This is a genomic window from Solirubrobacter soli DSM 22325 (genome assembly GCF_000423665.1).
Taxonomy (GTDB): Bacteria; Actinomycetota; Thermoleophilia; order Solirubrobacterales; family Solirubrobacteraceae; genus Solirubrobacter; species Solirubrobacter soli.
This window is the reverse complement of record NZ_AUIK01000027.1, coordinates 76,277-88,565: the sequence shown is the minus strand read 5'-3', so window position 1 is coordinate 88,565 and position 12,289 is coordinate 76,277. Positions and strand designations below refer to the sequence as shown.

Annotated in this window: 15 protein-coding genes; 7 read left to right on the top strand and 8 right to left on the bottom strand. The window is 72.1% G+C overall.

All coding sequences use genetic code 11. The features are described from left to right. Position 1 precedes the first annotated feature (1 nt). A complete protein-coding gene (locus G569_RS0122065) occupies positions 2 to 2,224 on the top strand; it encodes a DUF2298 domain-containing protein (RefSeq protein ID WP_028065033.1) in 2,223 nt (740 codons plus the stop codon). On the opposite strand, the gene G569_RS0122060 is transcribed toward G569_RS0122065, so the two are convergent. Genes G569_RS0122060 through G569_RS0122050 form a run of 3 tightly spaced genes read right to left on the bottom strand, consistent with a single transcriptional unit; the run spans position 2,208 to position 5,606 of the window. Continuing rightward, on the bottom strand, positions 2,208 to 3,818 hold the full coding sequence (locus G569_RS0122060; protein WP_084285361.1) for a flippase activity-associated protein Agl23: 1,611 nt from the start codon (positions 3,816 to 3,818) through the stop codon (positions 2,208 to 2,210). The genes G569_RS0122065 and G569_RS0122060 overlap by 17 nt on opposite strands. 4 nt (positions 3,819 to 3,822) lie before the next feature. Then, the gene (locus tag G569_RS0122055; RefSeq protein WP_028065031.1) at positions 3,823 to 4,842 is read right to left on the bottom strand and encodes a lysylphosphatidylglycerol synthase transmembrane domain-containing protein; all 1,020 of its coding nucleotides are present in this window, start codon (positions 4,840 to 4,842) and stop codon (positions 3,823 to 3,825) included. A 29-nt stretch (positions 4,843 to 4,871) separates the two neighbouring features. After that, positions 4,872 to 5,606 carry an MBL fold metallo-hydrolase gene (locus G569_RS0122050; protein WP_028065030.1) on the bottom strand — a complete coding sequence of 245 codons (735 nt, stop codon included), beginning with the start codon at positions 5,604 to 5,606 and terminating at the stop codon, positions 4,872 to 4,874. Between the two features lie 87 nt (positions 5,607 to 5,693). Between G569_RS0122050 and G569_RS66040 the strand changes: the two genes are divergently transcribed. The 4 genes from G569_RS66040 (at position 5,694) to G569_RS50545 (ending at position 8,173) form a co-directional block, all read left to right on the top strand. Next, positions 5,694 to 5,816, top strand: a complete 123-nt coding sequence (locus tag G569_RS66040; RefSeq protein ID WP_306765172.1) for a hypothetical protein — start codon at positions 5,694 to 5,696, stop codon at positions 5,814 to 5,816. Positions 5,817 to 5,832: 16 nt separating this feature from the next. Next, positions 5,833 to 6,888: a hypothetical protein gene (locus G569_RS0122040; protein ID WP_157592218.1), complete on the top strand. Its 1,056-nt coding sequence runs from the start codon at positions 5,833 to 5,835 to the stop codon at positions 6,886 to 6,888. 119 nt (positions 6,889 to 7,007) lie between these two features. Further along, the gene (locus tag G569_RS0122035) at positions 7,008 to 7,469 is read left to right on the top strand and encodes a hypothetical protein (protein WP_157592217.1); all 462 of its coding nucleotides are present in this window, start codon (positions 7,008 to 7,010) and stop codon (positions 7,467 to 7,469) included. Next, on the top strand, positions 7,466 to 8,173 hold the full coding sequence (locus tag G569_RS50545) for a TrmH family RNA methyltransferase (protein WP_037498198.1): 708 nt from the start codon (positions 7,466 to 7,468) through the stop codon (positions 8,171 to 8,173). The genes G569_RS0122035 and G569_RS50545 overlap by 4 nt, the downstream gene beginning before the upstream one ends. Before the next feature lie 14 nt (positions 8,174 to 8,187). Here the strand turns inward: G569_RS50545 and G569_RS0122025 are convergent, their stop codons facing one another. Genes G569_RS0122025 through G569_RS0122005 form a run of 5 tightly spaced genes read right to left on the bottom strand, consistent with a single transcriptional unit; the run spans position 8,188 to position 10,529 of the window. Continuing rightward, positions 8,188 to 8,802, bottom strand: coding sequence for a hypothetical protein (locus tag G569_RS0122025; RefSeq protein WP_028065027.1), 615 nt, complete (start codon positions 8,800 to 8,802; stop codon positions 8,188 to 8,190). Further along, the gene (locus tag G569_RS50540; RefSeq protein ID WP_037498195.1) at positions 8,754 to 9,098 is read right to left on the bottom strand and encodes a hypothetical protein; all 345 of its coding nucleotides are present in this window, start codon (positions 9,096 to 9,098) and stop codon (positions 8,754 to 8,756) included. Before G569_RS50540 ends, G569_RS0122025 begins: the two co-directional genes overlap by 49 nt. 57 nt (positions 9,099 to 9,155) lie before the next feature. Beyond that, positions 9,156 to 9,743, bottom strand: a complete 588-nt coding sequence (locus G569_RS0122015; RefSeq protein WP_053226789.1) for a hypothetical protein — start codon at positions 9,741 to 9,743, stop codon at positions 9,156 to 9,158. After that, on the bottom strand, positions 9,736 to 10,038 hold the full coding sequence (locus G569_RS63940) for a hypothetical protein (RefSeq protein ID WP_028065025.1): 303 nt from the start codon (positions 10,036 to 10,038) through the stop codon (positions 9,736 to 9,738). Before G569_RS63940 ends, G569_RS0122015 begins: the two co-directional genes overlap by 8 nt. Further along, entirely contained in the window at positions 10,029 to 10,529 is a 501-nt protein-coding gene (locus tag G569_RS0122005) for a thioredoxin family protein (RefSeq protein ID WP_037498194.1), read from the bottom strand. The genes G569_RS63940 and G569_RS0122005 overlap by 10 nt, the downstream gene beginning before the upstream one ends. 24 nt (positions 10,530 to 10,553) lie before the next feature. On the opposite strand from G569_RS0122005, the gene G569_RS50535 reads away from it, so the two are divergent. Both G569_RS50535 and G569_RS0121995 read left to right on the top strand, forming a co-directional pair. Next, positions 10,554 to 11,585 (top strand): winged helix DNA-binding domain-containing protein, encoded by a 1,032-nt coding sequence (locus tag G569_RS50535; RefSeq protein WP_053226787.1) that lies wholly within the window; start codon positions 10,554 to 10,556, stop codon positions 11,583 to 11,585. 57 nt (positions 11,586 to 11,642) lie between these two features. Then, entirely contained in the window at positions 11,643 to 12,251 is a 609-nt protein-coding gene (locus tag G569_RS0121995; RefSeq protein WP_084285359.1) for a PilZ domain-containing protein, read from the top strand. The last annotated feature ends 38 nt before the right edge of the window (positions 12,252 to 12,289 follow it).

Here is a 12,289-nt window from a genome sequence, read left to right as displayed (position 1 = left end):
GATGCTCGCTGCGCTCGGGCTCTTCTTGCTGATCGAGGTGGTGGGCCTGCTCACCGCGCCTCTGGCTGCGCTCGTGTTCGGGCGCCTGCCGGGAGCCGGTCTCGGCTTCTCCAAGGTGCTCGGGCTGCTGGTCGTGACGTGGCTGATCTGGATGGCCGCTTCGCTGCACATGATCGGCTACGGCGTCCCGCTGATCGTCGGCGTCCTGATCCTGCTGGCGGTCGCGAGCGTGCTGGCCGCGCTGCGTCTGCACTCGCTCGGCACGCGGTTGGCGGGGGAGGGGCGCAAGTCCAAGCGGCTGCTGCGGCTCGCGCTCCCGCTCGACGATCCCGTCCGCCGGCGGCTGTTCTGGGGCGGTGAGGCCGTCTTCGCCGCCGTCTACGCGCTCGGCGCGCTGCTCGCGTCGTTCGCGCCCGACGTGTGGAACACCGAGAAGCCGATGGACATGGGCTTCATCAACGCCATCAACCAGTCGAGCTCGTTCCCGCCGCACGACCCCTGGATGAGCGGCGAGTCGCTGAACTACTACTACTTCGGCCACGTCGTCTTCGCCTGGCCGATCAAGCTGCTCGGCCTCGCCCCGGACGCCGGCTATCTGCTCTCGTGGGGCATCTTGATGGGCCTGACCGCGGCGACCGTGTACGCGTTCGCCGGGACGTTGTGGGCGGCGGGGCGCGAGGCGCTCGGTGCCGACGCCCCGCGCGGCGGCCCGGTCGCGGCCGGCCTGGTGGCCGCCGCGCTGGTGACGATCCTCGGCAACCTCGCGGGCGTCAAGGCGTGGGTCAAGGCGGTCGACCCGCCCAAGGACTACGCCTGGTTCGACCCCTCGCGGGTGATCCCGGACACGATCAACGAGTTCCCGTCGTTCTCGTTCCTGCTCGGCGACCTGCACGCGCATGTGCTGGCGCTGCCGTTCACGGTGCTGGCGCTGGCGTTCGCGCTGCAGATCGCGCTGCGCGGGCCGCGCGGGGACGTCGTCTGGCGCGCGGTGCTGGAGGCGCTGGTGACCGGGCTGGCGATCGGCGCGCTGTACGCGATCAACTCCTGGTCGTATCCCGTCGCCGCCGGCATCCTCGGCGCGTCGGTGATCACGTGGGTGCGCTCGGACGCCGAACACCGCCGCGGGTACCCGATCGTGTGGTTCGGCCTGGTCATCCTGGCCAGCTTCCTGCTGATCCTGCCGTTCCTGCTCAACTTCGAGCCGGAGGCCAAGGGGATCGGGTTCGTGCACGTCCGGCGGCCGTTCGGGAAGTGGCTCGGCGACATGGCGCTGATCTACGGCATCCTCGCCTGGCCGCTGGCGGGCGCGTTCGCTGCGCGGCTGTTCGAGTCGCGCAACGCGTGGCGCTGGATCGGTGGCGGGCTCGCGGTCGGCGTCGTGGTCGGCTCGATCCTGGCGACCGACGACCTCGCGGGCGCGATGGTCGTCGCGGTCTGGATGGCGGTCGGCATCGGCGCCACGCTCTCGCGCGAGTTGATCGCGCCGCTGCGTTTCCTCTGGATCCTCATGGCCGGCGGCGCGGCGCTGCTGCTGATCCCGGAGATCCTCTACCTCAAGGACGCGTTCGACGGCTCGCCGCTGTTCCGCATGAACACGGTCTTCAAGGCCGGCTACCAGGCCTACCTGCTGCTCGGGCTCGCCGCCGCCTGCGCGCTGCCGTGGACGGGCGTGTGGCTGCGCCGCCGCGTCCTCTGGGCGCCGTGGGCGGCGATCGCGGCGGTGCTCATCCTGCTGGGCTTCGTCTATCCGTATGCGGGCAGCTACGCGCGCACCGGCGGCTTCGCCAACTCGCCGTCGCTCGACGGCCTGAAGTGGCTGAAGGCCAAGTCACCCGGCGACCCGGGGGCGATCGACTGGCTGCGCGCCAACGCGCCCGGCAACGCCGTCGTGCTCGAGGCTTTCGGCGACGACTACTCCGCGTTCGGCCACGGGCGCATCTCGACCTTCACCGGCTTGGCGACCGTGATCGGCTGGGCCGGCCACGAGCTGCAGTGGAAGCACGACCCGGGCACCCGCTCGGCGGACGTGCAGACGCTCTACACCACGCCGGACGCGCAGGCCGCCCGCGACCTGATCGCCAAGTACAACATCCGCTACGTCGTCTTCGGCCCGATCGAGCAGACCACCTACGGGGACGCCGGGGTCGCCAAGTGGGACCAGCTGGGCCGCAAGGTCTACTCGGCCCAGGGCACGACGGTGTGGGACCTCAAAGCCCCTTCTTGACCGCGAGCCACTCGGTCATCCCGCCCGTCGGGTTCCAGACCTTGCGCTCGAGGATGTACTTCGGCAGGTGCTTGAGGTTGGAGGCGCTGTAGTCGCGCACCCACCAGACGCGGAACGGGAACTGGCGGATGTCATAGCCTCCGAGCGCGTTCTGGAGCCGCGCCTTGGCCTCGTCGGTCATGACGATCACGTCCGAGGTGGGCGGGGGCGCGTTCTGCTGGGAGAGGTCGATGTAGCCGACGCCGAGGTGCCGGAAGTACCAGGCGTACGGGAACGTCGCGCCCTGGGCGGAGTCGATCGTGACCGTCAGCGGCGGCGCGCCGGGTCCGCGGCTGTCGGCGAGCGCCTGGACCTGGTCGGCGACCTTCTTGACGTCCTCGGCCGACTGCGTCGAGACGAGCATCTCGCGCGGGTCGGCGGGCCGGGTCACGTTGATCCACCACGACGACACGCCGACGTAGAACAGCGCGACCACGCCCGCCGCGATGCCCACGTAGCGCATCGGGCCGCGCGCCTGCCAGATCGCCTGCAGGCCGACGCCCGAGAGCAGCACGAGCGGCAGCAGCGGGTTCAGGACCAGCCACGCGAACTTCTCGCCCGCGATCGAGTAGACGATCAGCGAGAGCGCGAAGTCCCAGATCAGGAACGCGGCGAAGAAGCTGTCGCGGCGCCACAGCGAGACCGCGCCGATGGCGCCGAACAGCAGCAGCGGCCACTCGATCGTGACGATCACCGTCGGGTAGAAGTTCCAGGGCTCGCCGCCACGGGCCACGCCGTGCTGGTCCAGCCAGTACTTCAGGCCCGTCCAGAGGCCCTTCCACCCCTCGGGGTAGGTCAGGAACGTCGTGAACAGCACGACCATGAGGCCCAGGAACGCGGCCAGGAACCAGCCCCAGCCCTCCCAGCCCGCGCGTTTGAGCGCGTGGAGGAGCCGTCTGCGCCACGGCGGCACGGCGAAGGAGAACAGGAAGAACGAGCCCATCACGAAGACCGTGATGAACGTCGTCTCCTTGGTCGTGAAGGAGATCGCGAGGATCGCGCCGATGATCGCCGGGTGATAGGTGCGCGGACGCTCGATGTAGAGCCAGATCGCCACCAACAGGCCGAGCGTGATCGCGGCCATGTAGATGTCCTCGCGCGTGAAGCGCCCGAAGTAGAGGAAGCTCGGGCCGAACGTGAACAGCGCGGCGGCGCCCAACGCGGCGCCGCGGCCGAGCAGGCGCCGCAGCGGCCAGGTCAGCGGGATCAGCAGCATCCCCATGATCGCCGGCGCCAGGCGCGCGGTGAAGTTGGAGTCGCCGAAGATGACGTAGACGGCCTTGATCAGGTAGAAGCGGAACGGGCCGTGCAGCAGCGGGTTGTAGTGGAAGCCCGTGTCGCCCCCGAGGAACGAGAAGTACGCGTCCTGGCTCTCGTCGTGGTGGAACGGCCGGTTGCCGAGACCGATCAGGTGGACCAGGACCGACGCCGCGAACAGCGCGCCCCACACGGCCAGCTCGCGCGGGTCCTGCCGGGAGAACCATGCGGCGGGCGAACGCCGTCGCCGCGTCGTCTCCACGGGCTCTGGAGCAGTCGGTGCGGCGGTGTCGGTCATCTCTCTAGCCCTTGGCCTCAGCGCGCACGGAGCGCAGTTTCTTCAGCCCGCCGTAGCGGGTGATCATCAGGATCAAGCCCAGCAGCGTGATCGGCACGACGATCACGAACCGCAACATCAAGAGGTAGCCGACCTTGATCCCGCCGGTACCGCCGATCGCCTTGATGCCGATCGCGACCGCCGCATCCTGCGTGCCCGCATAGCCCGGGCCGGAGGGGATCATCGAGAAGACGCTGGCCAACGCGACCAGGTAGAGGCCTTCGATCGGGTCCATCCCGAACCCGACCGCGGCGCCGACGCTCATCCACACCGCCGCCTCGATCGCCCAGATCACGAGCGTCATGCCGAGCAGCCGGAGCCCGTGGTGCGCCTTGCGCAGGCCGAGCGTGGCGGAGGCGATCGGCGCCAGCGCGCCGTGCAGCCGTTCGTTCTTGCGGATGAAGCGCCAGAGGACCGCGGCGAAGCTGATCCCGACGATCGCGACGATGACGATCAGCTCGACGGAGCTGCCGCCGACCTCGCCGAGGAGGCCGTAGCCGACGACCACGAACAGCACGAGCAGCACCACCACGTCCAGGATCCGCTCGGCCACCAACGTGCCGACGACGGTGCGGTTGGACGTATTCGCGCGCGGAGCCATCAGCACGACGCGGATCGCGTCGCCCGCTCGCGCGGGAAGCACGTTGTTGCCCATGTAGCCCACGACCGTCAAGGAGTACGTGTCCGCGCGGTGGGGGGTTGCGCCCTCGTCGTCCAGCAGCCGCTGCCAGCGCTCGGCGCGGACGACCGTCGCGAGGCCATAGAGCACGATCGCCCCGATCAGCGCGGCGATCTCCTTCGGCGTCGACGGCAGATCCGGCGCCTGCTGCTTGCTCGCCCACCAGACCACGCCGGCCAGCGCGACGATCGAGACGACGATCCCGATCAGCGTCAGCGGCGACCAGCGCCGCCCGGGTGCGGGCGGAGCGGCGGGTGGCGCGAGGGGGACGAGCGGATGCTCGGACGTTGTGGACTCCGTGCTCAAGAGCGGTATCAGGGTAGAGGGGACGTGCGCTAAGTCACCCCGACTTCCCGGGCGTGAGCGACCGCTGAGAACGGTCCGTCCGTCCAGGGTTCGCCATGGCCGAACAACAGCGTCCCCGCATCGATGGCGGCGAGAGCGTCGAGGGTCGCGAGCGCCTGAGGGATATCGGCGGCGAACGCCTTCGGCATGAGTTGCGGGCCGCGGGCGCCCGTGAGCGGGTTGTAGTTGCACAGCGCGTCGCCGGCGATCAGCACCCCGCGGTCGGGCAGGTGGAACGCGACGTGGCCGGGGGAGTGGCCGGGGCAGGGAATGACGCGTGGGCGGCCGGGGACGTCGAGGTCGCCGCCGGTGAACGTGGTCACCGCCGCGATCTTCGGCGTCCGGAACGCGCCGGTGCGGGCGCCCATCGCGAGCAGCTTCCACATCGCCAGGTGGTGCACGTAGGCGAGCATCGTTCCCTCGAGCTCGTGGACCTTCCCCGTGCAGGCCATGTGGGCGTCGGCCTCGTGCACGTATACGGGCGCGGGCGCGTCGACGCGCAAGCCCTCCGCCATCCCGACGTGATCCGGGTGCCCGTGGGTGAGGACCACGGCGGCGATGTCGTGAATCGAGCGCCCGCGACGGCGCAGGTCGTCCTCGAGCCCGCGGCGGAACCCCTTCACGCCCGCGTCGACCAACGTCAGGTCGGTGCCATCCTCGATCAGGTAGCAGTTGATGTACGCGTTGCCGACGCGGTGCACGCCGGGCGCGACCTCAGAAGGCATGCGATCCAGCTTTGCAGGGTTCGAACCCGGCGGACTCAGAATTCGGGTGGACGCTGACCGGTGAAGCCTGTACCTTGCTTCGAAGCAATGACTGCCTACGCCGCCCACGTCGACGTCCTGAAGCCCGTTTGCACGGGTACGACGTCGTGGTTCGAGGCGCGTCGACAGGGCAGCCTGATGGCGCTCATCAACCAGCCGAGCGGCTACTAGCGGAACGGAGCGTCACATGCACCCGTCCGCGAACACCGCGGGCGGGCGTCGAGTGACGCGCTGGACCCGCGAAACCATCATCGAAAAGATCCTCGAGTGGAACGTCTCGTACGGCGAGCCTCCGTGCTCTGCTGACTGGAACCCCTCGCTGGCTCGCTGGCGCGCCCAGGAGTGGCGCATCGAGCGTTACCAGGAGGGGATCTGGCCCTCGACCAACGCCGCCAAGCGCCCGTTCGGCGGATCGTTCGACGCCGCCGTGCGCGCGGCCGGCCTGGAGCCCCACCGCTCCGGTCCGCGCCGCCGCCCGGCCGGGGTCGCACGGCCCGCCGTGGAGCAGCGCGAGCCGCAGGCTCCCCGCAGCGTCGACGACGCGCTGCTGGACGCCGCGGACCGCGTGCGCGCCATGGAGCGCCGTGTCGCCTCGCTCGAACGTGAGCTGGCGGCGGCCGAGCGTCGTGCCGAGCGTGCCGAGGACCTGCTGGGTGACGCGCGCACCCGCGCCCGCCGTGCGGGCGAGCGTGTGCGTCGTGCCCAGAGCGCGCGTGAGCGCGTGCAGGTCATCGAGCGCGAGGCCGGCGAGCAGGTCGAGATGCTCGCAGCGGACGCGAACGCTCGAGTGCGTGCTGCATACGACCAGGCTCAGGCCGCGGTCGCCGATACCCACGAGGCCCGCCGGGCCGCTCGTGCTGCCGAGGCTCGCGCCGCCGATGCGGAGGCGCGCGCCGAGACGGCCGAGCGCCTGCTGGCCGCAGCGGAGGCGGCGGCCCTTGGCCCGCAGGTCGACGCTGCCGCGGTGACCGCCGCGATGGCGGCGGCCCGTGCGGCCGAGGCTCGCGCGGCGGCGGCCGAGAAGCGCGCCCGCGAGCTGGCGACGCTGGTCTGCGGCGAGCCGCGGCAGCTGACCCGCGACGAGCTGGCGCGCCTGCGCGACGCCGGCCCGACCGGGCCTGCGGTCATGGCCAACGCACTGCGCACGCTCCACAAGGCACGCGCCGCCGGCGACCGCCGCGGCCTGACCGACGCGCTCGGCGACGTCGCGTCGGCCGCGGTCGGCTGGCGCGACCGCCTGTGACCGGAGCCCCGGCCGGCCCTGCTCCCCAGCCGGCCGGGGCTCGCTCCCCGCGATCTCCCCTCCCCAGAGAGACGGACCTCTCGACGGCGTCCCGACCAGCAGCTACGGTCGGGGCGCCTGTGCCGCGCACGATGAGAGAGCTGGCCGCTGAACACGGGGTCCCGTTGGAGGACCTCGTGCGCGCGCCGCTGTACGGATCCCTGGCGCCGGACGCGCCGTTCTTCGCGCAGTTCGAGTGGGACATCCATCACGAGAACCCGGTGACGACGGCCGAGGATCTCGGGCGGCGGGTGGTGATCGAGCCCGCGCCGCCGCTCGGCCTGGAGGCGGTGGCGTCCCTGCGGCCGGGGGAGTCGATCGAGTTCTCCCCGCCGGTGCCGGCTCTGGAGCTGGCCGCGTTGCTCGGCGCGAGCGACCCGGTGGCGCGGACCGTCGGCATCTACATGGATCGCTGGGAGGTCCCGCTCGGCGACGCGGTCGCCGTCCTGGACGGCGGCGCGACCGGCGAGCGGTACAGCCTGCCGGCGGCGATGGGCGCGCGCGTGGTGGAGAGCGACCGCGTCCGGTACCTGCGGCGATGAGGCTCGACGAGGTCCGCGGCGCCCGCCGCGACCCCGGGCTCATCGTGCTCGAGGGCTTCCACGCGGTCAAGCACGCGGTGCGCTTCGGGGCGGAGCTGTGCGGCGTCTGGACCGCCGACGCGGACGAGCTCGCCGCGCTCGCGGCGCGGCTCGCGCCCGACGTCGTGCTGGTGCCTGAGGTGGTCTCGCTCGACGAGCTCACAGCGGTGGTCCCGCGGGCGCAGGTCGTCGCCGTCGCGCGGCGCCCGCGGCAGCTCGACCCGGACGGCATCGTCGCCCAGCCCGGTCCCGCGCCGGTCATCGCGCTCGAGGAGCCCCGCCATCTCGGCAACCTCGGCGCCTGCGTGCGGGTCGCGGCCGCGGCCGGCGCAGCGGGCGTGATCTCGACCGGCACCGCCGATCCCTGGCACCCCGACGCCCTGCGCGGCTCCGCGGGCCTGCACTTCGCGCTCCCGGTCGCACGCTCGCGGGTGATCCGCCCCGGCGACCGCCCGCTCGTCGCGCTCGACCCCGACGGCGAGGTCTTGCACCGCGGCCTTGTGCCGGAGCGCGCGGTGCTCGCCTTCGGCACCGAGCGCGACGGCCTCTCCGACGAGCTGTTGGCCCGCGCCGACCTGCGGCTCGCGCTGCCGATGATGCCGGGCGTTTCGTCGCTGAACCTCGCGACCGCCGTCTCGGCGACCCTCTACGCCCTCAAAACCTAAAGGGTCTGACCCCCTTATCTTCGCGTCGCGGCGCCGTCGCGCCACTCGATGCGTGGGTGGCCCTGGGTGAAGGAGGCACGTGGGGCGCCGAAGCGGCCCTCGGCGACGAGCTCACGGTTGGCGCGCAGGCCCGCGTCATCCGTCCAGACGGCAAGCCTGCGGCCGTCGTTGCGGATCGCGACGTCGCCCACGGTCCCGTCCGAGGAGAGTTGGCGCGGCGTGCCGAAGTGACCGTCGCGGCCGGCTTCGGCGATCCGGACCGTGCGGCGATCGTCCACCTCGCCGCTCCGGGCCGTTGCCCACATCAGCAGCGCACGGCCGTTCGGCGCGACCGCGAGCCTGATCGGCGCCGGGCCGAACTCGGAGATGTCCAGGTGCTTGGCGCGGTCGACGAGCCGTGGGCGGTCGAAGCGCCCGTCGCGGCCGGTGACCGAGTAGACGCGGCGGCGCTCGTTGCGCTCCTCACCGCCGTCGATCGTCGTCCACGCCACGACCGCGCGGCCGTTCGGGGCGATCTCGGCCGCGACCGACGTGATGTCCGCCGCGGGCCCGAGCGTGAACGGCTGCCCACCGGGAAGGATCACGGCGCGCACGGCGGCCACCCGGCCCGCGAACTCGACGCCGGACACCGCAACGCCACTCGCTGCCCGGCGCGAAGCGCCCACGGCCCGTTCGGCACCGCCGTGACCCGCGCCGGCGTGGCCGTCGCGGTCGCGGTTGTCGTCTGACCGCCGGGTCCGGCGGAGCGGCGGGTCGGCCCCGCGGCCGGCGTCTCGGCGGACGGCGGGGCGGCGGGCGTTGCGCCGCCGGTGCCCGGCGTGCCGGCGCGAGCGTCGCGCGGCGCAGTCGTCGCGTCGTGGTGCGGCGCGGCGTCTGCGCCGCATCCGGCCAGCGCGAGGATCGCGGCCATCGTCATCCAGCGCATGCCGCCCAGGCTCGCCCGCGCCGACCCGGGGCCGAAGCCACCAAGGTGGACGCGGGGCTACACCGGCGAGAGCCAGTCGTCGAGCCAGTCGAACAGGCCCAGGCCCTGATCGCCGAACTCGCGGCGTCTCTCCTCGACGATGACGAGGTCGGCGACCTTCACGCCCTCGTGGCCGAAATAGGCGATGTGGGCGGGGTCGCGCCAGTAGGCGAAGCGGCGGTCGTCGCGCTCGACCTTCCAGATCGCCGGGGCGTGGCCCGCGTCCACGGCCGCGCCGCACGGCTCGCAGGCGGCCACGCGCTCCATCCGCCCGCCGCTGGGTGCGTACTCCGCCGCACGCGCCGCGCGGCCGTGCGCGGGGTCGAAGAAGCAGCGTGCGCGCCTCGGGACGGACTCGCGCGCGTGGCCGCAGTCCAGCTCGTGGCGGGCGTCGGCCGCGAGCGCCGCGACGGCGCGGATGTCCGCGAGCGTCCTGGCGGCCGCCAGCTGCTGCTCGGCCCGCGCGTGCAGTCCGCCGGCGAGGTAGTACTCGTCGCAGACGGCGCCGAGCGCGGCAATCTCCTCGTCCAGCGCCTCGAGGTCGGCCGCCGCGACCTCGCGGATCTCGCGCCAGAGCTGCTTCTGGGCGTCCTTCCTGCTACTCACCTTGGCGCGAGCGTAGTCGCTCGCGCAGGTCATTTGGATCTGGTGTGGGGGAGTACCGGCCATCGGCCAGCTGGTACACGCGGCAGCTCAGGCCCGGTGGGTCGTCGATGGGGAACAGGTCCTCGCCGTCGACGCGGATCGTCGGCGAGCCCGGGAAGCCCTCCGCGGCGGCCTGGTCCTCGTCGACGACCTCGAGCAGCCTGATCGGGGCGTCGTCGCCCAGGATGGCGCGCAGCATCGCGAGCGCCTCTGGGTGCGACGGGCAACCGTCCCAGTAGAGGAGCTCTACTTCCACTTGATCGAGCAGCCCACCGGCTTGGTCTCGGGGTTCGCGACAGGGCGGCCGTCCAGCACGTCGTCGAGCGCGGCGCGCAGCCACTCCGCGTTCAGCGAGGGGTCGCCGTGGTCGGCGTCCGGGGCGCCGCGGTAGACGACGCCGGAGGCGTCGGTGACGAAGACGTCCGGGGTCGTCTTGGCGCCCCAGGCGCGGGCGACCTCCTGGGTCTCGTCGTGCAGGTACGGGCCGGCGAACTCGCCCGCCTCGACGCGGGCGCGCATCGCGTCCAGCGAGTCGCGCGGGTGCTTGACCGCATCGTTGGCGTTGATCTGGAGGACGCGGACGCCGCGGTCGGCGTAGTCGCGGGCGACGTCCTGGATGCGCTCATGCCAGGCGAGCGCGTACGGGCAGTGGTTGCAGGTGAAGACGACGACCGCGGCGGGCGCGCCGTCGACGTGCAGAGGAGTGGGGGTACCGTCGGTGTCGGGCAGCGTGAACGCGAGAGCCATGCCGGTCAGCCTACGCTCCGGGCGATGCGGGTCCTCACGCGCGAAGAGCTCACGGCGGCGACGGCGGCCCGCCAGTTCCTCATTGAACGCCAACGTCTGAAACCCGCGGACGCGATCCGGCACCTGACGCCGCTCCAGGGCCAGCACCCGCCCGCGCCGCACATCGGTCTCGCCGCCCGCGTGCACGACTTCACGCAGCGCGACCTCGACGACGCGATCGACGCCAAACACGTCCTGAAGGCGACGCTGATGCGGATGACGCTGCACCTGGCGCACGCGGAGGACTTCCCGGCGTACGCGCAGCTGTGCCGCCACCACCGGATGCGGATGCTGCGCAAACGCCATCCGGACCTCGACGAGGAGCGCGTCGACGCCGAGCTGCGCGCCTTCCTCAAGCAACCGCGGACCAACGTCGAGATCCGCGAGCACATGGCGACCCACGACGGCGCGCCGCCGGACCCGAACATGCCGCTGCTCTACGCCCGCACGCTGCTCCCGCTCACGTTCCTCCCGCCCGCCGGCCACTGGCGCGACAGCACCCGCAACGCCCGCTTCGTCCTCGACCCGCGCCCACTGCCGGACCAGAGACAGGCGGCCGCGCTCGTCCTCACCCGCTACCTGACCGCGTTCGGCCCGGCCTCGAAGAAGGACGTCGCCGACTGGGCCGGCGTGGCGCAGCGAGAGTTCCCCTGGGACGCAGTGCGAACCGTCGGCTACCGCGACGAGAAGGGCCGGAAGCTGATCGACCTGCCGGGGCAGCCGCTCCCGCCGGCGAGCACCCACCTCCCACCGCGGTTCCTCGGCAACTGGGACCAGCCACTGCTCGCCTACGCCGACCGCGACCGGATCATCCCGCCCGATCTGCAGCCGCTGAAGCTCACGCTCAGCGGCGACTGCACGGTCACCGTCGACGGCCGCGTGGCCGCCAGCTGGCGGATGGACGGCCCGAAGCTGATCATCGAGCCCCACACCGACTTCGACCACGAGGCCGTTCGCGAGGAAGCGCAACGGACCGCCGTGTTCTGCGGCGGCGACGAGGTTTCGTTCGCGGTTTGAAGGAATTTTCCCTAAACCCGAGTAGGCGGATAGCCGATAAGCGGGGTGGGAAAGACTATGGCCGCTACGTCGTTTGCAAGTGCGCTCAGTGAAGGACAGCCCGCCCAGCTGGATCTGGGAGAGGAAGCCGTCCCGTGCCTCGTCGTCGGGTTCACCGGCGCCGACGTCGTGCTCGCTCCGAGCGCGCCACTGCCCGAGGACGCGCTCCAGCCGGGTGACACGATCACCTACCTGCTGATCGAGGCGGGCGGGACGTTGCAGGCGCTCAAGGCGGACGTCCGCCGCGCCGGCAGCGACGGCGAGCTCGTCGCGACGCTGCTGGACCCGTTCCGGCTCGGCCAGCGCCGCACGTTCTCGCGCGCCCCGCTCGTGCTGCCCGCGCACCTGCGCCCGCTCGGCACCGAGGGCGCGCCCAAGACCACCTTCACGCGCGACATCAGCGCCGGCGGCCTGCGCGTCGCCCGCCAGTCGTCCTACATCCCCGCCGACCTGCACCACGTCGTGATCGGCCTCGTGCAGGCCAACCGCGAGATCAAGGCGACGGCCGAGACCGTCCGCGAGACCGACGCCGACGTCTCGCTCAGCTTCGTCGAGATCGAAGCCGAGGATCGCCTGATCCTGGCGCAGCTGACCTTCGCGTATCACCGCCGGCGCGCCGGTCAGTAGCGCTCACTCACCGGCGAGGAATATGATCCGCCCGGTTT

What these genes read in the sequence shown, in the direction of transcription:
- G569_RS0122065 (WP_028065033.1), top strand. Translation starts at nt 2, where the DNA reads ATGCTCGCTGCGCTCGGGCTCTTCTTGCTGATCGAGGTGGTGGGCCTG.
- G569_RS0122060 (WP_084285361.1), bottom strand. Translation starts at nt 3,818, where the DNA reads ATGACCGACACCGCCGCACCGACTGCTCCAGAGCCCGTGGAGACGACG.
- G569_RS0122050 (WP_028065030.1), bottom strand. Translation starts at nt 5,606, where the DNA reads ATGCCTTCTGAGGTCGCGCCCGGCGTGCACCGCGTCGGCAACGCGTAC.
- G569_RS66040 (WP_306765172.1), top strand. Translation starts at nt 5,694, where the DNA reads ATGACTGCCTACGCCGCCCACGTCGACGTCCTGAAGCCCGTTTGCACG.
- G569_RS0122040 (WP_157592218.1), top strand. Translation starts at nt 5,833, where the DNA reads ATGCACCCGTCCGCGAACACCGCGGGCGGGCGTCGAGTGACGCGCTGG.
- G569_RS50545 (WP_037498198.1), top strand. Translation starts at nt 7,466, where the DNA reads ATGAGGCTCGACGAGGTCCGCGGCGCCCGCCGCGACCCCGGGCTCATC.
- G569_RS50540 (WP_037498195.1), bottom strand. Translation starts at nt 9,098, where the DNA reads ATGCGCTGGATGACGATGGCCGCGATCCTCGCGCTGGCCGGATGCGGC.
- G569_RS0122005 (WP_037498194.1), bottom strand. Translation starts at nt 10,529, where the DNA reads ATGGCTCTCGCGTTCACGCTGCCCGACACCGACGGTACCCCCACTCCT.
- G569_RS50535 (WP_053226787.1), top strand. Translation starts at nt 10,554, where the DNA reads ATGCGGGTCCTCACGCGCGAAGAGCTCACGGCGGCGACGGCGGCCCGC.
- G569_RS0121995 (WP_084285359.1), top strand. Translation starts at nt 11,643, where the DNA reads ATGGCCGCTACGTCGTTTGCAAGTGCGCTCAGTGAAGGACAGCCCGCC.